Source organism: Providencia sp. PROV061 (assembly GCF_011045655.1).
GTDB lineage: Bacteria > Pseudomonadota > Gammaproteobacteria > Enterobacterales > Enterobacteriaceae > Providencia > Providencia hangzhouensis.
The window spans coordinates 3,721,299-3,740,576 of the sequence record NZ_CP042861.1 but is presented as its reverse complement, the minus strand read 5'-3'; the positions used below and the strand labels follow the sequence as shown (position 1 = coordinate 3,740,576).

21 protein-coding genes are annotated in these 19,278 nt (G+C 43.9%); 14 read left to right on the top strand and 7 right to left on the bottom strand.

The genetic code is table 11. From position 1 onward, the window contains the following. Positions 1 to 72: 72 nt before the first annotated feature. Genes hypB through hypE form a run of 4 tightly spaced genes read left to right on the top strand, consistent with a single transcriptional unit; the run spans position 73 to position 3,510 of the window. Complete coding sequence (gene hypB / locus FVA72_RS17230) at positions 73 to 1,101, top strand: hydrogenase nickel incorporation protein HypB (RefSeq protein WP_072503050.1); 1,029 nt, start codon at positions 73 to 75, stop codon at positions 1,099 to 1,101. Further along, the gene (hybG, locus tag FVA72_RS17225; RefSeq protein WP_004257928.1) at positions 1,092 to 1,388 is read left to right on the top strand and encodes a hydrogenase maturation factor HybG; all 297 of its coding nucleotides are present in this window, start codon (positions 1,092 to 1,094) and stop codon (positions 1,386 to 1,388) included. The genes hypB and hybG overlap by 10 nt, the downstream gene beginning before the upstream one ends. Beyond that, a complete protein-coding gene (gene hypD, locus FVA72_RS17220) occupies positions 1,372 to 2,484 on the top strand; it encodes a hydrogenase formation protein HypD (protein WP_110591241.1) in 1,113 nt (370 codons plus the stop codon). The genes hybG and hypD overlap by 17 nt, the downstream gene beginning before the upstream one ends. Continuing rightward, positions 2,485 to 3,510, top strand: coding sequence for a hydrogenase expression/formation protein HypE (gene hypE / locus FVA72_RS17215; RefSeq protein WP_110591242.1), 1,026 nt, complete (start codon positions 2,485 to 2,487; stop codon positions 3,508 to 3,510). It begins immediately after the preceding gene. A 44-nt stretch (positions 3,511 to 3,554) separates the two neighbouring features. Here the strand turns inward: hypE and ureG are convergent, their stop codons facing one another. The 7 genes from ureG to FVA72_RS17180 are packed head-to-tail and all read right to left on the bottom strand — an operon-like array spanning position 3,555 to position 8,566. Continuing rightward, positions 3,555 to 4,172 carry an urease accessory protein UreG gene (gene ureG, locus FVA72_RS17210; RefSeq protein ID WP_004257918.1) on the bottom strand — a complete coding sequence of 206 codons (618 nt, stop codon included), beginning with the start codon at positions 4,170 to 4,172 and terminating at the stop codon, positions 3,555 to 3,557. Between the two features lie 9 nt (positions 4,173 to 4,181). Beyond that, positions 4,182 to 4,847, bottom strand: coding sequence for an urease accessory protein UreF (locus FVA72_RS17205; protein WP_110591243.1), 666 nt, complete (start codon positions 4,845 to 4,847; stop codon positions 4,182 to 4,184). A 21-nt stretch (positions 4,848 to 4,868) separates the two neighbouring features. After that, positions 4,869 to 5,345 carry an urease accessory protein UreE gene (ureE, locus tag FVA72_RS17200; protein ID WP_072503027.1) on the bottom strand — a complete coding sequence of 159 codons (477 nt, stop codon included), beginning with the start codon at positions 5,343 to 5,345 and terminating at the stop codon, positions 4,869 to 4,871. Between the two features lie 23 nt (positions 5,346 to 5,368). Continuing rightward, a complete protein-coding gene (gene ureC, locus FVA72_RS17195; protein ID WP_072503028.1) occupies positions 5,369 to 7,072 on the bottom strand; it encodes an urease subunit alpha in 1,704 nt (567 codons plus the stop codon). A 2-nt stretch (positions 7,073 to 7,074) separates the two neighbouring features. Next, positions 7,075 to 7,398 (bottom strand): urease subunit beta, encoded by a 324-nt coding sequence (locus FVA72_RS17190; RefSeq protein ID WP_004257906.1) that lies wholly within the window; start codon positions 7,396 to 7,398, stop codon positions 7,075 to 7,077. 8 nt (positions 7,399 to 7,406) lie between these two features. Beyond that, positions 7,407 to 7,709 (bottom strand): urease subunit gamma, encoded by a 303-nt coding sequence (locus FVA72_RS17185; RefSeq protein WP_004257904.1) that lies wholly within the window; start codon positions 7,707 to 7,709, stop codon positions 7,407 to 7,409. Positions 7,710 to 7,729: 20 nt separating this feature from the next. After that, a complete protein-coding gene (locus tag FVA72_RS17180) occupies positions 7,730 to 8,566 on the bottom strand; it encodes an urease accessory protein UreD (protein WP_110591244.1) in 837 nt (278 codons plus the stop codon). A 409-nt stretch (positions 8,567 to 8,975) separates the two neighbouring features. Here FVA72_RS17180 and FVA72_RS17175 point away from each other — a divergent pair, with 409 nt between their 5' ends. From FVA72_RS17175 to FVA72_RS17130, 10 genes are all read left to right on the top strand, one after another. Continuing rightward, a complete protein-coding gene (locus FVA72_RS17175; protein WP_072503030.1) occupies positions 8,976 to 9,866 on the top strand; it encodes an AraC family transcriptional regulator in 891 nt (296 codons plus the stop codon). Between the two features lie 240 nt (positions 9,867 to 10,106). Further along, on the top strand, positions 10,107 to 11,660 hold the full coding sequence (locus tag FVA72_RS17170) for an ABC transporter substrate-binding protein (protein ID WP_072503052.1): 1,554 nt from the start codon (positions 10,107 to 10,109) through the stop codon (positions 11,658 to 11,660). After that, entirely contained in the window at positions 11,660 to 12,628 is a 969-nt protein-coding gene (locus tag FVA72_RS17165; RefSeq protein WP_072503031.1) for an ABC transporter permease, read from the top strand. Before FVA72_RS17170 ends, FVA72_RS17165 begins: the two co-directional genes overlap by 1 nt. Beyond that, entirely contained in the window at positions 12,625 to 13,437 is an 813-nt protein-coding gene (locus FVA72_RS17160) for an ABC transporter permease (protein ID WP_004257889.1), read from the top strand. The genes FVA72_RS17165 and FVA72_RS17160 overlap by 4 nt, the downstream gene beginning before the upstream one ends. Then, the gene (locus FVA72_RS17155; protein WP_072503032.1) at positions 13,431 to 14,207 is read left to right on the top strand and encodes an ATP-binding cassette domain-containing protein; all 777 of its coding nucleotides are present in this window, start codon (positions 13,431 to 13,433) and stop codon (positions 14,205 to 14,207) included. Before FVA72_RS17160 ends, FVA72_RS17155 begins: the two co-directional genes overlap by 7 nt. Before the next feature lie 14 nt (positions 14,208 to 14,221). Further along, complete coding sequence (locus FVA72_RS17150; RefSeq protein WP_162493684.1) at positions 14,222 to 14,818, top strand: ATP-binding cassette domain-containing protein; 597 nt, start codon at positions 14,222 to 14,224, stop codon at positions 14,816 to 14,818. 84 nt (positions 14,819 to 14,902) lie between these two features. After that, a complete protein-coding gene (locus tag FVA72_RS17145) occupies positions 14,903 to 15,637 on the top strand; it encodes a hypothetical protein (protein ID WP_072503034.1) in 735 nt (244 codons plus the stop codon). Beyond that, entirely contained in the window at positions 15,634 to 16,329 is a 696-nt protein-coding gene (locus FVA72_RS17140; RefSeq protein ID WP_110591246.1) for a hypothetical protein, read from the top strand. Before FVA72_RS17145 ends, FVA72_RS17140 begins: the two co-directional genes overlap by 4 nt. Beyond that, positions 16,314 to 17,045, top strand: a complete 732-nt coding sequence (locus tag FVA72_RS17135) for a hypothetical protein (RefSeq protein WP_072503036.1) — start codon at positions 16,314 to 16,316, stop codon at positions 17,043 to 17,045. The genes FVA72_RS17140 and FVA72_RS17135 overlap by 16 nt, the downstream gene beginning before the upstream one ends. A 169-nt stretch (positions 17,046 to 17,214) precedes the next feature. Continuing rightward, on the top strand, positions 17,215 to 19,272 hold the full coding sequence (locus tag FVA72_RS17130; RefSeq protein ID WP_110591247.1) for a TonB-dependent receptor family protein: 2,058 nt from the start codon (positions 17,215 to 17,217) through the stop codon (positions 19,270 to 19,272). The last annotated feature ends 6 nt before the right edge of the window (positions 19,273 to 19,278 follow it).

The window sequence follows — 19,278 nt, the reverse complement described above, 5'->3', positions numbered from 1 at the left end:
AGGTGTATCAACTAGACTCAATGGACTATGTATTAATCTAATTTAACAATTTAGCGGTTGGGAGTGAAACTTATGTGTAGTACTTGTGGATGTGCGTCGGGAGAGCGCAAAATTGAGGGGGATGACCACGATCATCACCATGACCACCATCACGGCCATGATCACCACCAAGGTCACAACAATCATGATCACGACCATCACCATGATCATGAACCTAATGGGCAAACGGTGATCATTCATCACCATTATTATCATCAAGGTGATGTCCACAACCATTATCACCAATATGAACCCGCACCTGCTGAAAGCAAGTCTAAAAAGCATAAACACAAACATAAGCATAAACATATTTATCAAACGGCTGAGGCAAGTTTTAAACCAGCAGGGGAACACCATGACCTTGATTATGGCCACGGTGAAGCAGGTACCCATGCACCGGGGATTAGCCAAAAACGCATGCTACAAATTGAGATGGATGTGTTAGATAAAAATAACCATCTGGCGGAACATAACCGTAAGGATTTTTGCCAGAAGAATATTTTAGCGCTAAACCTCGTTTCTAGCCCCGGTTCAGGAAAAACCACCTTGTTGACAGAAACGTTGTTAAGACTGCGTGACAGAATTAATTGCGCAGTGATTGAAGGTGACCAACAAACCACTAATGATGCACAACGGATCCGCGAAACGGGTGTGCCTGCGATTCAAGTGAACACAGGAAAAGGCTGTCACTTAGATGCACAAATGGTCCACGATGCAACAGCACGTTTAGAGTTAGCCGATAACAGTTTGTTATTTATTGAAAATGTCGGGAATCTCGTGTGCCCTGCCAGTTTTGACTTAGGGGAACGCCATAAAGTAGCGGTACTGTCAGTCACGGAAGGGGAAGATAAACCTCTCAAATATCCACATATGTTTGCGGCAGCAGATATCATGTTATTGAACAAAATCGACTTACTGCCATACCTGAATTTTGATGTTGATGCTTGTATCGCCAATGCTAAGCAAGTGAACCCCAATATCCAAGTTATCCAAGTGTCTGCGACATGCGGCGAAGGGATGGATGCATGGCTGGCATGGTTGGAGACACAGCTATGTGCTTAGGTATTCCGGGCAAAATAGTTGCCGTTGGTGAAGACATTCACCAACTCGCTCAAGTGGATGTTTGTGGTGTAAAACGCGATGTGAATATTGGCCTCATTTGTGAAGGGGAAACCGCCGATTTATTAGGCCAATGGGTATTGGTACACGTCGGGTTTGCCATGAGTATCATCAATGAAGAAGAAGCGCAATCTACCTTGGATGCGTTAACCGCGATGAGCCAGCTAGACCACGAGGTCAGCGATTTTAGTGGTTTAAATGCAGGAGCGGCAGATGCAGTACGTCGATGAATTTCGCGACCCTGTTCTTGCAAAAGCGCTGTTGGCGCATATTCATCAACGGGTGAATGAAATACCCCAAGCGAAACGACGCCCATTACAACTCATGGAAGTCTGTGGTGGCCACACCCACGCGATTTTTAAATTTGGTATTGACCAGTTATTACCCGCTGACATTGAATTTGTTCATGGGCCCGGTTGCCCTGTGTGCGTTTTGCCAATGGGACGAATTGATAGTTGTATTGAAATTGCACAGCACCCTGAGGTTATCTTTTGTACTTATGGCGATGCAATGCGTGTTCCGGGGGAAAAGGGGTCTTTACTCGACGCCAAACGCAATGGGGCGGATGTCCGTATCGTTTATTCACCGCTAGATGCTTTGGCATTGGCAGAGCAGCATCCTCATCGGCAAGTGGTTTTCTTTGGCTTAGGCTTTGAAACCACAATGCCGAGTACGGCAATTACCTTGCAGCAGGCGAAGCGACGCCAATTAGCAAATTTTAGTGTATTTTGCCAGCACATTACGATCATTCCTACCTTGCGTAGCTTACTTGAGCAACCGGATGTCCGTATTGACGGCTTTTTAGCACCGGGACACGTGAGTATGGTGATCGGAGCGCATCCCTACCAGTTTATTAGCGAAGACTTCCATAAACCCTTGGTGGTCACAGGGTTCGAACCCTTAGATATTTTGCAGTCGTTAGCCATGCTAGTTGACCAAATCGCTGATGGTCGTTGTGAGGTAGAAAACCAATATAAACGCGTTGTGGCCGATGAAGGTAACCTGTTGGCACTTAAAGCGTTAGAGGAAGTTTTTGAACTTAAACAAACCAGTGAATGGCGTGGGTTGGGGGAAATTGCAGGCTCAGGGGTTCAATTAACTCAAGCTTACCAATTTTTTGATGCTGAGAAGCGTTTTCAGGTACAACCCCATAAAGTGGCAGATGACCCGCAAGCACGCTGCGGTGAGGTGTTAACAGGGCGCTGTAAACCGAACGAATGTACGTTGTTTGGGCGCCGTTGTACGCCACAAACGGCTTTTGGCGCATTAATGGTTTCTTCTGAAGGTGCCTGTGCAGCTTATTACCAATATCGTCGGGAGGCATAAATGAGTCGTGATGCTAACAATGTGGTGACGATGGCCCACGGAAGTGGTGGGCAGGCGATGCAGCAATTGATTGAACAGTTGTTTTTGCAGGCGTTTGCAAACCCAGCGTTGAATGAGAGGGAGGACCAAGCTCGACTTGCCTTGTCGGAAATGACCGCATTGGGTGACCGTTTGGCATTTAGTACCGATAGCTATGTCATCGACCCGATTTTTTTCCCGGGAGGCAATATTGGTAAAATAGCCGTTTGCGGCACAGTGAATGACGTTGCAGTTAGTGGGGCTACCCCCAAATATCTTTCTTGCGGTTTTATCTTGGAAGAAGGTTTTTCCCTGACTGAATTGCAGGTTATTGTCGAATCTATGGCGGCAACGGCAAAAGCGGCCGGTGTGGATATTGTGACAGGCGATACCAAGGTAGTGCAGCGCGGGGCCGCAGATAAAATCTTTATCAATACGGCAGGTATTGGCGTGATCCCGTCCAATATCCAGTGGGGAGCTCAGCATATTCAAGTTGGGGATAAAGTGATTGTTAGCGGTACGTTGGGTGACCACGGCGCGACTATCTTAAACCTGCGCGAACAACTCGGGTTAGAAGCGGAGCTTTGCAGTGATTGTGCTGTATTAACGCCATTGATAGCTCCGCTGCGTGAAATTGACGGCATTCGGGCATTACGAGACGCAACTCGTGGTGGCGTAACGGCAATTCTACATGAATTTGCCCAAGCCAGTGGCTGTGGAATTGCTGTTAATGAGGGGGATTTACCCGTCTCTTCTGCAGTTAGGGGCGTGTGCGAGCTATTGGGTTTAGAGCCGTTAAACTTTGCCAATGAAGGCAAACTAGTGATTGTGGTGAAACCTGAAGCGGAAAATGCGGTGCTTGCTGCACTACACCAGCACCCATTAGGGAAAGATGCCGCCACGATTGGCTGTGTGACTGAGCAAAAACAAGTCAAATTAGTTGGGATCTTCGGTACATCAAGGTTATTAGATTTGCCTCACAGCGAGCCTTTACCCCGTATTTGTTAATTAAAAACGCCCTATAGATAAAACCTATAGGGCGTCCAAATTTATTAACGTCTTAACATGCCTTTATCGATGATAAACTCGATAATGGTCTCTAAGCCGACTTTTTTCTTTAAGTTAGTAAACACATAGGGCTTTACTGGTCGCATTCTTGCGGTATCGGCTTCCATCACTTCTAATGAAGCGCCGACATACGGAGCAAGGTCAATTTTGTTTATCACCAGTAAATCGGAATGGGTGATCCCTGGCCCACCTTTACGTGGAATTTTTTCGCCTTCAGCAACATCAATAACATAAATGGTTAAGTCTGCCAGCTCTGGGCTAAACGTCGCGCTGAGGTTATCGCCGCCGCTTTCCACAAATACGATATCAAGGTTTTTATGGCGGATGGCTAACTCTTCAACGGCCGCTAAATTCATTGATGCATCTTCACGAATAGCGGTATGAGGGCAGCCGCCAGTTTCAACACCAATAATGCGGTCTGCATCTAGTGCTTCGGCACGGGTTAAAATTTTGGCATCTTCTTGGGTGTAAATATCATTGGTGACAACGGCAATTTGGTAAGTGTCGCGCATGGCTTTACATAACACTTCTAATAATGCGGTTTTTCCTGAGCCGACCGGCCCACCGACACCAATTCTTAAGGGTTGATTATATTCTTGCATAGCATTTTCTCATGAACGAAAAAGTCGTGTGTATTGGGTTTCATGCCGACTACTGGCAATAATTTGTGCAGGTGTAAAACTACCAATATCGTCTAATGGCCAGATTGCCGATTGCGCAACCACTTCGGGTATGCGCTCAGCAAGGGTAAATAAAATATTTTGCCCCGCGCTTTGCCCTAAAGGGATAAGCTTAACACCGGACATCACCGTGTTTTCTAGCCAACCCCATGCATACGCGGTGCACAATTTTTCAACGTCAATTTGCCAATTTACCGCGGCGAGGGCGAAGGCCATTAGCTGGGTTTGTTTCACGCAGGTTTGCAGGTTAGCATCCAGTTCAATGCCTAGTTGAGGCAGCAACCGTGCAAAAGCAATTCCTCGTTGCCGCTCTTCTTGGCGTAGTTCTTTGGTTTCACGGCTGGCAATCATAAATTCACACCAATATTTCACCGCTTCAATATCACCAAGGGAAAGGGAAGTCTGAATTTGCCGTAAAACGGGAAGCTCTAATGTTGCAATGGCATGCGTCATTTGTGCGGTTAGCCAGCCTGCAAGGGTATTTGGTGTTGTTACCCAGCCTTTTTCAATCGCCCATTCTAAGCCTTGTGAATAGGTAAACGAGCCAACAGGTAAAGAAGGACTAACTAACTGGTATAAGCGCAGATCTGCTAACATAGGCACACTCCCTGAACCTGATTAGTGATGGTGATCATCGTGGCCGTGATGGTGGTGGTGACCACCTGATGAGCCGCCATAAGCCCCCGGTTCCGGTTGGTATTTTTCTAAACCGACACTAACCGTGGCACCTAACCCACGCGCCATATCATCTAACACATGATCATGAAAATAACGGCACCAACCCGCTTCAATTTGCAAAGGAACATGGCGGTTGCCTAAGTGATAGCAAACGCGGGCGAGCAACAGAGCGTCATCGCTGTAAACGGTAGAAACTTGCTCTTTCGCGGCTTCGATTGTGACTAACTCACCATCTTCAGTGGATAAAACGTCGCCTTCCTTCAGGATGGTTCCGCGTGGCAAAAATAGCCCCGCTTCTTGCCCATCACTTAAGGTAACTTTTAAACGGCTTTTGGTGCGTTCATCCATGGTTAAGCACAGGGTTAATGCACTTGGTGAATGGGGTTGTGGGGCAACCACTTTAATAAATTTTTTCATTTTCTGGCTCTTTTAATTAGGGGTCAGAATAAAAAGTAACGTTGTGCCATCGGTAACTCAGTCGCAGGTTCGCATACCAGTGGGATACCATCGGCTTTGACGATATAAGTTTGCGGGTCAAGTTCGATATGTGGCACATAACTGTTGTGCACCATAGAGGCTTTGCTAATATTTCGGCAGCCTTCAACTCGGCCTATTTGGCTCTGTAAGCCTAATTTTTCAGGAACACCTGCTTCAATACCTGCTTTTGACATAAAAATCATTGAGGTATGGTATTTCGCTTTACCTAACGCTCCAAACATCGGGCGGTAATGTACAGGCTGTGGTGTTGGGATTGCGGCGTTAATATCTCCCATTGGCGCATAGGCGACCATTCCCCCTTTCATAATTAGGGCGGGTTTGATGCCAAAAAATGCAGGGTCCCATAATACGATATCAGCTAACTTGCCTATTTCTATCGAACCGACTTCATGGGCGATACCGTGAGCGATAGCGGGGTTAATGGTGTATTTCGCCACATAACGTTTGATACGGTTATTATCGCTTTCTGGTGTGTCACCTTCTAAAGTTCCGCGCTGTAATTTCATTTTATGGGCGCACTGCCAAGTGCGAGTGATAACTTCACCAACGCGACCCATGGCTTGTGAGTCTGAAGACATCACAGAAATTGCGCCCATATCGTGCAAAATATCTTCCGCAGCAATGGTTTCACGGCGAATACGAGATTCCGCAAAAGCCACATCTTCTGGAATTGATGGGTCGAGATGGTGGCAAACCATTAACATATCCAAGTGCTCATCAACGGTATTGATGGTGTATGGCATAGTTGGGTTGGTCGATGCAGGCAGAATATTCGGTTCTCCGACGGATTTGATGACGTCAGGGGCATGGCCACCGCCAGCACCTTCCGTATGGAACACGTGGATCACTCGTCCTGCAATGGCTTTCACGGTTTCTTCATAAAAACCGCCTTCATTTAACGTATCTGAATGGATAGCCACTTGCACATCCATTTCATCAGCCACATTCAAGCAGTTGTGAATAGCCATTGGGGTAGCGCCCCAGTCCTCGTGAATTTTTAAGCCAATGGCACCCGCTTCAATTTGTTCGCGAATCGCTTCGGGCCTACTGACGCAGCCTTTACCAAATAGCCCGACGTTGATCGGCAGTTCATCAACAGCTTCTAACATGCGGTACATATTCCAAATACCGGGGGTGACGGTAGTGGCATTAGTGCCAGCCACAGGGCCAGTTCCACCGCCTATAAAGGTGGTAACACCGGAAACAAGACCTTCTTCTGCTTGTTGTGGGCAAATAAAATGGATGTGGGTATCAACGCCGCCCGCGGTGATAATTTTACCTTCGCCTGCAACTACTTCGGTACCGGGGCCAATAACAATATCGACATTGGGTTGAACATCAGGGTTACCTGCTTTACCAATCCCCGCAATACGGCCATTTTTGATCCCGATATCCGCTTTAACAATGCCCCAATGGTCTAAAATAATGGCGTTGGTGATTAGCACATCGACACACAGGTCACTGGTGACTTGGCTTTGGCCCATGCCGTCACGAATAACTTTACCGCCACCAAATTTGACCTCTTCACCATACGTGGTGAAATCTTTTTCGATCTCTAGAAATAATTCTGTATCAGCTAAGCGTAAACGGTCACCTGTTGTTGGACCAAACATATCTGCATACGCTTGACGAGAGATTGTTTTCATTATTAATTCTCACTCTCTAATTTACCCATGACTTTGCCATGGAAACCATATATTTCTCGCTTGCCGCTAAAAGCCACGAGTTCAACTGTGCGGCTTTGTCCTGGTTCAAAACGTACTGCCATGCCCGCAGGGATATTCAAACGAAAACCGAGTGTATTTTCGCGTTCAAATTTTAGGGCGTCGTTGACTTCATAAAAATGATAGTGAGAGCCAATTTGAATCGGGCGGTCACCATGGTTGGCAACTTGTATCGTTTGGGTTTCTCGGCCTGCATTTAGTTCGATATCACCCAAAGCGTGGTTGACTTTAATTTCACCGGGGATCATTTTGTTACCTATACAATCGGGTCGTGAATAGAAACCAGTTTTGTGCCATCAGGAAATGTACATTCCACTTGGATGTCTTTGATCATTTCTGGCACGCCTTCCATTACCTGCTCTGCGGTTAATAGGGTTCGGCCTTCGCTCATTAATTGGGCGACAGTTTTACCATCACGTGCGCCTTCCATAATCGCACAACTGATCAGCGCGACGGCTTCAGGGTAATTGAGCTTTAGCCCACGGGCTAAACGCCTTTCAGCAACGAGGCCTGCTGTAAAAAGCAATAATTTATCTTTTTCTCTTGGGGTTAATTCCATTTTTTGCTCCTAAAAAACGTTTAAGTTGCCCAAATACGCGGTGGTTCTGGGCAATAACCTAACCAATATTGTCTTGTTGCCTGCCAAATATGGGCAAAGCAAGTCATCATCGGCTCGGTTTGAGAACCTAATAACCGTAATACTAAAATGCCGTCTACATCAGTTAGCCCATATTCAAGCGGTCTCACTTCCGTAGAGAAAAACACGGCCAAACTCTCGTGAAGTTCAGCTTTTAACTCATCGCTGGCGGGGTAGATATGCAAGGAGCCGACCATAGGAAATTCACGCATGACGGCTGATTGTTTTTGCGAACCTTCGATAAATATGGATTCCGCCAAGGTGAGTTTGTCATCAATATAAAACTGCAAGCGGCCCCGAATATCACCGTTGTCGAATTGCTCGTTTAATACTGGGCGCCCTAAACATTGGATTTCCCAGCTGATAAATTTTGATGAACTAGCGATTCGAACGTGGGTTTCTAAGCGAACTTGAGCCTCAGGGAAAAAAATATTTTCTTGAGGTAGCCATTCTAAGAACCCATTGGGCGCAACAGTTAATGTTTGTACTTGTCGTGCAATACCGCCCGCACTGCGATAAAATTTTGTCGCACCGGGCGTGGTCAATAACGCATGGGCGTGTGGTTGAACATCAATATTAATAAGGAGTTTATCCCCCCCGACAACGCCACCGGGTGGATGAAGTAAATAGGTGTGTGCAATTCCTTGCTCGGGGTAGAATGGCCGCTGAACCATTAAAGGGCCGATATGTTGTTTATCCGTTAAGCGGGTGACGCCACGTTTTAGTTCATATCGTAAGAAGATTTCAGCTAACCAGCCTGATCCTGAAAAATCAGACATACTTTCTCCTGCAACTCAGTCAACTAAAAATACGCGAACATGTTTAGCTATACCCCAGCCAAAATTGGGTATTTGTGATGTAAAAGCTAATGCAAGTAGGGTAGGATGTGAATGAACGCCAAAAATCATTATTATTATGCAGTGTCGTAGGCTGCATGTGTATGCCGCGCGATTCTACACCTTATATCGAAAATTGCCTTTCAATTAAACAGCATTTTATTTAGAAAATATAACAACCATCAAAATAACAGTAAAAAATGAGCGTATATCTATATTGCGATTTCAACGTAACCGGACTATATTCTCAGCCGCACTGATATAGAGCTGATATGTTTCATTACTTTATATCTATTCAACAATCCCTTTTCTTGGGAAGTCATTCTGACATTAACAGCAGTTTATAGAGATTATGGAATATAAATTCTTTCTTTCAGAAAGCCAGATGGTGTTAAAAGCGTTTTATATTGAAAGCGCGATGATAGCCATGCTAACTGGCGCGAAAGGAAATATCGTGATCAATGGCCAATCCATTGAAATTGAAAGCGATGTCACCTTAATTATTCCTAAATACAGCCAAGTTTCCTGCAATATTGTGTGTAATACCGTGAAGCAGCCGCTTGAGTTGCACACGTTGTCGATGTCAGCAGAAGAATTACAAGCGGTATTTTTATTACTGAAAACATTGATGAAGTCCGGTGCGCCTCTGACTAGCCACCAACCCATCTACCATATTTCTCCCCCAGAAACTGTGAGAGGTAACTTTAGTTTGCTAAAACAATGCTTACCATTAAAAAAACAGAGTGCATCCCAAGAAGCATTGTTAATGAAACAGAGCCTATATTTTATTTTAATGGCGATATATCAAGAAGGTATCGATATTCTGAATCTTTTTCGTTTCAATTACGATGAACCGAAAAACCAAGCGATCACCCATTTGATAACTCAAGAACCGCAAAAAAAATGGCATTTAGACGATGTTGCGAAAGCGTTATTTACGACCCCTTCAACGTTGCGCCGCCATTTGAACCGCGAAGGGGTGTCTTTTCGCCAATTATTGTTAGATGTTCGCATGGGGATGGCATTGAATTATTTAACGTTTTCGAATTATTCTGTTTTTCAAATTAGTCATCGCTGCGGTTTTGGTAGCAATGCTTATTTTTGTGATGTCTTTAAGCGAAAATATAATATGACACCTTCTCAGTTTCGGTTGCAATCAAGGCAGTCGAACGACCCTAATTTTATTACTAATTTGTCCTTGCGATCTAACCCAATTGAATTTGACAAAGAAATTGATGAGTAGTTGTTAAGATAGGTCAAATAACGACTTAATTTTGACGGTTTCTCTAATAAATTCGCTGTTCTATTGATGTAGCGCCTAGCAATCAGGGCATTAAATTTAATATAACTCATATTGGTTACTCTACACATAGCGAATATCTCACCGATAGCGACACCAATGAAAATAACGGCATTGGTGGTTTGAAATAAAAAATAAAACCTATCTATAGAGGGATGTATGATTAAAAATATCGTTGCAGCAATGTGCCTGATGGGGCTCACACTGCAAGCTCAAGCCGTGGAACCTACTCAATCACAAACCTTACGTTTAGCTATTGGTTCAGAGCCCACTGAAGGATTTGACCCTATGCTTGGGTGGAGCCATGGCAGCTATCTACTGTTGCATAGCCCATTATTGAAACAAAAGGCTGACCTCTCATGGCATAGCTATATGCTTGAAAGTTATCAACATAATGCCGATGGTAAACAGTGGACACTTAAGCTGAAAAAAGGCTTAAAATTTTCCGATGGCTCACCATTGACCGCCAAAGATGTGGTTTTTACTTATAACAATGCCGCGGCAAGTGGCGGTAAGGTGGACATGGGCAACTTTGCCAAAGCAGAAGAAGTTGACCCGCTAACCGTGAAGATCACGTTATCTTCCCCACAAAGTACCTTTGTTAATGTACTAGGTTCGCTAGGGATTGTTTGTGCAGATAAATATGATGCGAAAACCTATGCACATAACCCGATTGGCGCAGGCCCTTATCGCTTAGTCGCATTCCAGCCGGGGCAGCAATTGATTGTCGAGCAAAATCCGTATTATGCAGGGCCAAAAAATGACTTTGGTAAAATGGTCTTTGTCTTCCTTGATGAAGATGCGGCCTTTGCTGCGGCACAAAGCAATCAACTGGAAATCGTTCGTATCCCTGCCGCAGTAGCAGCGAATGCTAATGATGTGAAAAACATGAAATTGGTTGAGCGCTATAGCGTGGAAAACCGCGGTATCTCTTTCCCGATTCCACCCGCGGGTGAGAAAGATGCTCAAGGTAACCCTATCGGTAACGACATCACTTCTGATGTTGCTGTCCGTAAAGCGATTAACTATGCACTTGACCGTAAACTATTGGCAGAATCCGTATTAGAAGGCTTTGCCGTACCGGCTTATACTGGCGTCGCAGGGCTGCCATGGAATAACCCAGACTCCGCTTTTAAAGATGGTGACCTTGAGAAAGCCAAATCTATTTTAGAAGGGGCAGGGTGGAAGCTGAATAAAGAAGGCCTACGTGAGAAAAATGGCAAAGTGGCGAAACTGACATTATGGTATGCCAGTGGTGATACCACACGTCGTGACCTTGCTCAGGCAATCCGTTCAAGCTTAAAACCGATTGGTATCGAAATGGATTTAAAATCGGGAAGTTGGGAAACCGTTGAGCTACAGATGCATGCTAACCCAACATTGTTTGGTTGGGGAAGCTTAGACCCGATGGAAATTGTCCATAATTACAGCAGCAAAGCAGCTGGTGTTGGTTTTTATAACCCCGGTTATTATAAAAATGCGGCAGTTGATGAACTAATCGAAAAAGCGTTAGCACAAGCTGACCAAGACGCAGCGATTCCATTATGGCAACAAGTGGATTGGAATGGTAACACGGGTGTTGGTATTAAAGGTGATGCTCCATGGGCTTGGTTAATGAACCTGCAACATATTTATTTGCTGAATAATTGTGTTGATTTAGGGACTAGTGCCCCTGAAATTCATGGTTCTTGGTCAGTATTAAATAATGTCGATGAATGGGCGTGGACCTGTCAGTAATGCGAACCGCACTCGGGCTTTTATTGCGATTTATTTGTTTATTAACCGTAACGGCAGCGGGAATTTTTATCCTGCTGAGTTACTCGCCTATCGACCCAATAAAAGCCTATATCGGCAATGACTTACTGCATGTTCCCCCTGAGCAATATGCGCTAATTGCCGCGCGATGGGGGCTTGATCAGCCATTATGGGTACAGTTCTGGCGTTGGTTTTCACAAGTGTTACAGGGGGATTTTGGCTATTCCATGCTCTATAACACCCCAGTAATTCAAGTGATTGCTGACCGCCTTGCGCCTTCTTTAGCTCTACTTATTAGTTCTTGGCTGTTCTCTGGAGTTGTTGGTTTTGCGTTGGGTTTAGTGGCTGGGCGTTATTTAAACCGCTGGCCAGACAAACTCATCTCAACATTATGCTATTTACTGGCTTCAATTCCTGTTTTTTGGGTAGGTTTGCTGTTGTTGTCTTTGTTTGCGGTGACATTACAGTGGGCTCCGATATGCTGTGCTTGGCCGATAGGCTTGGATGAGCAAACGGCAACATTTTCACAGAAACTTCATCACCTAGTTTTACCTGTCATTGCGTTGGGTATGTTAGGCGTGGGTAATATCGCATTGCATACACGTGCCAAAGTTGTTGAAGTGATGAGCAGTGAATTTATTCATTACGCACAGGCTCAAGGGGATAATGGTTGGTCGATGATTGGGTTTCATGTACTAAAACATGCTATTACCCCGGCAATTTGTTTACAGTTTGCTTCTATTGGTGAATTACTAAGTGGGGCATTATTAGCAGAAAAAGTATTTGCCTATCCAGGCTTAGGTCAGGCGACGATTGATGCAGGGTTGCGTGGAGATATTCCGTTATTGATGGGGATTGTCATGTTATGTGCCGCGATAATATTTTTTAGCAATACGGTAGCTGACAGCCTACTAAAAAAAGTGAATAAGGGAGTGATGAGAGCGTCATGACATATAACCCTAATCGCGCTTTATTTAAGTTAGCTTTTTCGTTGCTTTTGCTGGTTGTTGTCAGTATCTATGCGTTTGGTCTTTCCCTCAATGATATTGAAATGAATTTACTCGATAGGCGTTTGCCACCTTCGTGGGCGCATCTATTTGGTACAGATAATTTAGGGCGTGATTTATTTGCCAGAACCTTTCAAGGGGTGGCAACTAGCTTGCAAATCGGCCTTATGGCAGCGGTTACCAGTGGTTTTATTGCACTTGTCATGGCCGGTTTATCTTCAATAAGCAAAGTGATGGACTATGTAGTGCGTGGCGTTATTGATGCCATGTTGGCATTGCCACATCTTTTATTACTGGTATTGATTTGTTTTACGCTGGGTGGCGGAAAAATGGGGGTGATTTGGGCCGTTGCACTGACGCATTGGCCAAAATTAGCCTTAATTTTACGTTCGGAGTTACAACGAGTTAGCCAGTCAGATTATATTATGTTATCTCAACGTATTGGTAACAGTGCGTTTTACCGCTGGCGTTATCACTATTTACCGATGATTTTGCCTCAATGGATGGTAGGAACGTTGTTAATGTTTCCCCATGCGGTTTTACACAGTGCGGCGTTAAGTTTCTTAGGCTTTGGTTTATCGCCCCATGAGCCCTCACTGGGTATTTTATTGTCCGATGCATTGCGTTATCTCAGCACAGGAGCTTGGTGGCTGGTGGTTTTCCCAGGCATTGCCTTAGTTGGGCTAGTGTTATTATTTGACCAATTTGCTAAAGCCTTGCAGCAGCTTTGGTTGAAGGGGGCCGTATGTTGAGTCTTGATAATCTCACCGTGGATGTCGCGCAATTTCGTTGGTTAGGGCGCAAGCGTTGGGCTCCGTTACTACAAGGGATTTCATTGGATATTCGGCCCGGTGAGATGGTTGCACTGGTGGGTGGGAGCGGGGAAGGCAAGAGCTTGTTATTACAGAATGTTTTGGGGTTACTTCCCCATAATATGCGCTGTCGTGGCGGTATTCACCTTAATGGTAAAAAACTGACCGAACAAAACAAAGCGCAGCACCGTGGTAATGTATTATGCTATATACCTCAAGGGGTTAGCGCACTTAATCCATTAATTCGTATCGGCCCACAATTAGAACGTGCCGCAGTGTTAAGTGGGCAGCATATTAAAATGCACGATGTTGCGCGGCACTTACAGCAATATAATTTGCAAAGCTCACTAGTGGATAGCTACCCAAACCAGTTATCCGGTGGAATGGCAAAGCGGGTACTCGCCAGCAGTGCGACACTCTCTTGCGCGCAATATATTTTAGCGGATGAAATTTCATCATGGCTGGATGATGACCATGCTACACAACTGCTCGAAAACATTAAATCGCTTTGCCACGATGGCCGAGGTGTTTTATGGGTCACCCATGATTTATCCATGGCTGTACGTTTTGCTGACCGTATTGCCTTATTGCGTAACGGAGCGTTGGAAGAAGTGTTAAGCAGCCAAAAGCTACAACAAGGCGGCGGTGGAAAATGGCTGCAATCGTTGTGGAATGCGTTACCGGAACATCAATTTATGGCAAGTAAATGAGTATCACTGAACCTATTTTACAAGTAAATAATTTATGCATTGAACAAGGTGGGCAGCGGCTGTGGGATGGCTTTAGCTTATCACTGACTAGCGGTGAACGTCTTGGGATATCTGCGCCCAGTGGTTTTGGGAAAACCACGTTGGGCCGAGTATTAGCTCAGTGGCAAAAGGCATCCCAAGGAACCATTTTGTTTGAAGGGCAACCGTTACCTCAACAAGGTTATTGCCCAATTCAATTAGTCCCCCAACATCCCGAAAAAAGCTTTAACCCCTATCGCAAGGTGGGGGCGAGTTTATTTGATGCTTGGCAGCCAGAAACCCATTGGTTAGAGCGCTTTTCGATTAAACCTGCTTGGCTTGAAAGGCTTCCCAGTGAGTTATCGGGTGGTGAACTTGCTCGTATTGCGTTACTGCGAGCCCTTGACCCGCGAACGAAAATTTTAATTGCCGATGAAATCACCGCACAGTTAGACGCCAATTTGCAAAAAGAAATTTGGCAGTTGTTAGTGAAATTATCCGAAGAGCGACCACTCGCAATGGTTATTTTTAGCCATAACAAAGCGTTATTAGAGAAAGTGTGTAGCCGTATTTGGGGAGTTAGCAAAACCTAGATGAAGTTCGTGTATTGACAAAAATATTTTTTTATTAATAATCGTCCCGTGTCCTAGGACGTGAGACAAGGCGGAATTTAGAATATGAAAAGTCAAGATATACTGATTCTTTTAAAAATAATTTCGATGCATATCGATTTGAATCGTCAGAATTTCGATAGTGATACTTTTCATTTATATGAAAGTAAAGTTGATTGGGGGGATATGTTTGAGGGGCAGGATGCTTCGGGAGAGTCATCCGCGGATTTTTCTTTAGCTCATGTTGATGATGATATTTTAGTCGTCGTAGAGGATGAATGGACAGAAAAAGGGCTAAAGCCTAGTTATAATGAGGAAAGCGCGATTAAAAGCCGTTTTTCTGTCAGAAACCTTGAGTTTTTGACAGGAATTAGTAAGTCACAAATCAGTTTAGGCTTAAATCGTATGTACGATGTTGGTCTAGCGAAGCCAGATAGAAGATTAGCGATTCCCAAGGTGAATACTAAGGCTTTATTTGATTTTATTGCTTTTGGAATCAAGTATGTTTTTCCTGCAAAGGAAGGTGAGCTGACAAGGGGAATTGCAACATCAATAGCAGCTCCTGTATTAAAAGGAAAACTAATGACATCAGGAGAATTTCCTCTTGTATGGCCAGATCCAAGAGGAAAGACAAAAGGATTTGCTATTGAGCCATTACATTCTAATATTATTCGTGCAGTTCAATTAGATAGTAGGCTGTATGCAATGTTAGCTTTAGTTGATGCGGTTAGGATTGGCAGACCGAGAGAGCACAATCTATCCTTAGAAAAACTAAAAATCATTTTTGAGGAAGTTAAATGAGCGAGAAGGTTAACTTACAAAAAAGTATGTTACTGGTGGTTGCAGATGCATTAGGTGAAGAGCTATTAGCTCAAGTTGTCTTTGTTGGCGGTTGTACTACAGGTTTGTTAGTCACTGATGAATATACCAAAGAGCAAATTAGATATACTGATGATGTTGACTTGGTGGTCGATATAGTTGGTTATGCTAAGTGGAGCCAATTACAAGAAAAGTTGAGAGAACGAGGATTCAGGGAAGATCCTTTTGATGATGTTATCTGCCGAATGTTAATTGGTGAACTCAAAGTTGACTTTATGCCTGTAGACCAAAATGTATTAGGTTTTAGTAATCGTTGGCACAAAGAAGCTGTAGAAATGGCATGCCAATATCAATTAACTCAGAATGTCACTATAAATTTAATTCGGCCTGAATATTTTGTTGCCACAAAATTAGAGGCGTATCTAGGTAGAGGGAATGGTGATTTATTAAGTAGTCGAGATATTGAAGATATTTTAAATATTTTCGATGGAAGAGAAAGTATTGTTGAAGAGATCTCTCAGTCAAGTACAGCATTAAAAGAATATATTTCAAATAATTTAGCTTTATTGATTAATGAATATGATTTTGAAATGGCAGTACAGAGCACTAGCCAAGGAATTCGTTCACGAGAAGATGTTATTTTTGAAAGATTAACCGAATGCATCAAACATTAACGCGAACAGCTAAAGAGCTCTCATGGTTATTTGCAACTCAAATGGGGGCTGATAGAAAACAAAATAAAGATTTATATGCGTTAATTGACCGAGGTAATTTTAATTTGGTGATTGCTTTTGACGTTTCAACGTCATCTCCAGCTACTACTGAAATGGCTAAATTCTTCTTTGAGATAGTTATTCAAGAATTAAATTCAATAGAGCAGAGCCACTTAACTGAAAATATCGTTGATCATATTTTACAGCTTGGATTTAAAGGAACTAAAGCTAAATATAAAATTGGGAAGGCGAGCTTATTAGTTATTGGAACTTTTAATTCGGGGGAATCTGTTTTCTGTTTTCATACGGGAGATATTCGTTTAGGTAACTGGAAAAAAGATAAATCGATAAATTGGCTTACTAATGTTCATACTGGTGCTAATCCACTCGGCGAACCTTTTGTACAAAGTATGTTGAAGGATGAAAATAGAAAAATAGTCACTCGATGTTTTAATTTACAAAAAGCATTTTTACTTGATTATAAAGAAGTCACTGAGGTGGATTGTCGGCTAATTATTGCAACAGATGGTTTTTGGGCTGAATGTGATAATGAAAAGCAACAAGCCATTATTGAAGGAAGTGAATTTTCAGTTCAAGATGACTTATCTGTATTGGTTTTAACGTGGGATCGTGATGATAAATTGCCATGTAATCAAAATGGGCTATTGATACTTTGATACCCACAGTAACTTAAAGTGCCACTTGGCTAATTACATGTGTGATTAGCCTGAAAACGAAGTTCACTCTAGGCATTTTTGACAAATGTCATAGGGATATCTAAACCCATCCTCTATTTTAAACCCCTTAAATGAAAATGATAACCATTACTGTTATTGGGGTGAATATATGTCTTATCGTTTAAAACGGCACCAATTGGCGCATTGTATTGCACTCACTTTAGGTATAGGAACTTTGGCGACACCAATTGGGTTCGCTGCACCAGCAGTGACATCGGACAAACTGATCGTCACGTCTTCAACAGGTCAAAACCGTTTGTCACCGAGTGAACAGCAAGAAAAAGGCAAGCTTGAAAAAGTGGCTGGTGGAACAAATTTAGTTGTTATCGAAAAAGAGACTCGCCTTGCGACCTTACAAGATGCTCTTGATTATCAGCCAGGGCTAGTGATTCAAAATTTCTTTGGGGGGATTGACCAGCCACGTTTGAATATTCGTGGGTCAGGAGTACAAAGCGCACCGCTTGCTCGGGGTGTGTTGCTGCTCCAAGATGGCTTACCCGCAACAGATGCAGACGGCAGTTTTCACATCAGCACCTTAGAAATGCGTGATGCGCGGATGGTAAGTGTACGCCGCGGCGCAAATAGCCTTAACCCACAAAGTAATAGTTTGGGAGGTGAATTGGATGTGCTCTCTTACACGGGGCGAAACGAGCAAGGCCGCCTACGTTATGAGTACGGCTCCCATGGTCGCGAAGGGTTACAAACGGCATTTGGTGGAGTTTCTGACGATGGGGTATTTGATGGTCGTGTAAATTTCACTTATGACCATTTTGATGGCTATCGCAAACACTCTGCTTCTCAACGTAAAACGTTACGCAGCAACTTTGGTTATGTGACTAATAACTTTGAAAACCGAACTTGGTTGAGTTGGACAGATTTGCGCTTTGACGTTGCGGGGCCTGTTTCTGAAGAGGTACTCAATAATAACCCTACAGATGTGTACCCGATGGTGTGGCTACGTGACCCACACCGTAATGTTGAGCAATTCCGAGTGGCTAACCGCTCAGACTGGCAAGTGGATAACCAAGCGATTGGCGCTGGAGTTTGGCACATTCGTACTCATGATAATTTTACTACTCCCGCTTACTACCGTTTTAGCCGCAGCCACAGTGAAGGGCTACAATTCACCTATAATATTGAAACTGAACCCGTGACATACCGTACGGCACTTGCATGGGACCAAATGACCTTGCAGACTGAATTAATGCAAAACCGTAAAGGGACACCGGCAGACAAAACAAAAATAGGCAAATATGATGGCCGAGCTGAAAACCTCTATGGCAGTGTGGGGGTAGACTTACATATTACACCAACAGTGACAGTTAACTTAGATGTCAAAGGTACGCATGCACGCCGTCACGTAGAAAAACGGCAAAGTCATTTGTCGTTAGACCAAAGTTGGACATTTTGGACACCAAAAGCGGGGGTTATTTGGCGCCCAACGGAAAGCCAGCGCTACTTTGCTAATATCAGTGCGAGTGAAGAACCTGCAACATTTTGGGAAATTATTAACTCTAGCAATGGAAAACTGACGAAACTCTCACCACAAAAAGCCATTACTTATGAAATTGGTGGAGAAGGGGATGTTACTGATGGGTTGAAATGGAACCTTGCGCTGTACCGCAGTCAAATTAAAGATGAGTATATTACCACTTATGACAGTGCAGGGACGGTTGTTGGCGTGTTTAATTATGCCGCGAAAACCCGTCATCAAGGCTTAGAAGCTGGGCTGACAGGACGTGTTGGCGCAGGGCCGGGGGATATCAATTACCGAGTTTCATGGACTTATAATGATTTCCGTTTTATGGGGGGAGAGTATAACGGCAACTATATCGCAGGTATTCCTCGCAATATTGTCGCTGCCGAGGTGTTATATGAAATTGGGGATTGGAGCTTCGGGCCAAATATTCATTGGGCGCCAACGGATATGGCTGTTGATCACCAAAACAATCTCGATATTCAAAAACGTAAACATTACGCCGTATTAGGGCTTAAAGGTAGCTATAAACCAACAGAGCAGTGGTCTGTGTATTTATCGATGGATAATTTAACGGATGAACGTTATGCGACAACATCAGTTGCTAATCAGACCGTCACAGCAAAAGATAGCACCTTGTTCCCCGGTATGGGCTTTAATGTGAATGGTGGTGTAACCTATAACTTCTAATAATGA

Coding starts and splice junctions, on each gene's coding strand:
- FVA72_RS17130 (WP_110591247.1), top strand. CDS start 17,215: ATGTCTTATCGTTTAAAACGGCACCAATTGGCGCATTGTATTGCACTC.
- hypE (WP_110591242.1), top strand. CDS start 2,485: ATGAGTCGTGATGCTAACAATGTGGTGACGATGGCCCACGGAAGTGGT.
- FVA72_RS17145 (WP_072503034.1), top strand. CDS start 14,903: ATGAAAAGTCAAGATATACTGATTCTTTTAAAAATAATTTCGATGCAT.
- ureE (WP_072503027.1), bottom strand. CDS start 5,345: ATGAAAAAATTTATTAAAGTGGTTGCCCCACAACCCCATTCACCAAGT.
- FVA72_RS17160 (WP_004257889.1), top strand. CDS start 12,625: ATGACATATAACCCTAATCGCGCTTTATTTAAGTTAGCTTTTTCGTTG.
- ureC (WP_072503028.1), bottom strand. CDS start 7,072: ATGAAAACAATCTCTCGTCAAGCGTATGCAGATATGTTTGGTCCAACA.
- ureG (WP_004257918.1), bottom strand. CDS start 4,172: ATGCAAGAATATAATCAACCCTTAAGAATTGGTGTCGGTGGGCCGGTC.
- FVA72_RS17205 (WP_110591243.1), bottom strand. CDS start 4,847: ATGTTAGCAGATCTGCGCTTATACCAGTTAGTTAGTCCTTCTTTACCT.
- FVA72_RS17155 (WP_072503032.1), top strand. CDS start 13,431: ATGTTGAGTCTTGATAATCTCACCGTGGATGTCGCGCAATTTCGTTGG.
- FVA72_RS17175 (WP_072503030.1), top strand. CDS start 8,976: ATGGAATATAAATTCTTTCTTTCAGAAAGCCAGATGGTGTTAAAAGCG.
- FVA72_RS17185 (WP_004257904.1), bottom strand. CDS start 7,709: ATGGAATTAACCCCAAGAGAAAAAGATAAATTATTGCTTTTTACAGCA.
- hybG (WP_004257928.1), top strand. CDS start 1,092: ATGTGCTTAGGTATTCCGGGCAAAATAGTTGCCGTTGGTGAAGACATT.
- FVA72_RS17140 (WP_110591246.1), top strand. CDS start 15,634: ATGAGCGAGAAGGTTAACTTACAAAAAAGTATGTTACTGGTGGTTGCA.
- FVA72_RS17180 (WP_110591244.1), bottom strand. CDS start 8,566: ATGTCTGATTTTTCAGGATCAGGCTGGTTAGCTGAAATCTTCTTACGA.
- hypB (WP_072503050.1), top strand. CDS start 73: ATGTGTAGTACTTGTGGATGTGCGTCGGGAGAGCGCAAAATTGAGGGG.
- FVA72_RS17170 (WP_072503052.1), top strand. CDS start 10,107: ATGTGCCTGATGGGGCTCACACTGCAAGCTCAAGCCGTGGAACCTACT.
- FVA72_RS17135 (WP_072503036.1), top strand. CDS start 16,314: ATGCATCAAACATTAACGCGAACAGCTAAAGAGCTCTCATGGTTATTT.
- FVA72_RS17190 (WP_004257906.1), bottom strand. CDS start 7,398: ATGATCCCCGGTGAAATTAAAGTCAACCACGCTTTGGGTGATATCGAA.
- FVA72_RS17165 (WP_072503031.1), top strand. CDS start 11,660: ATGCGAACCGCACTCGGGCTTTTATTGCGATTTATTTGTTTATTAACC.
- hypD (WP_110591241.1), top strand. CDS start 1,372: ATGCAGTACGTCGATGAATTTCGCGACCCTGTTCTTGCAAAAGCGCTG.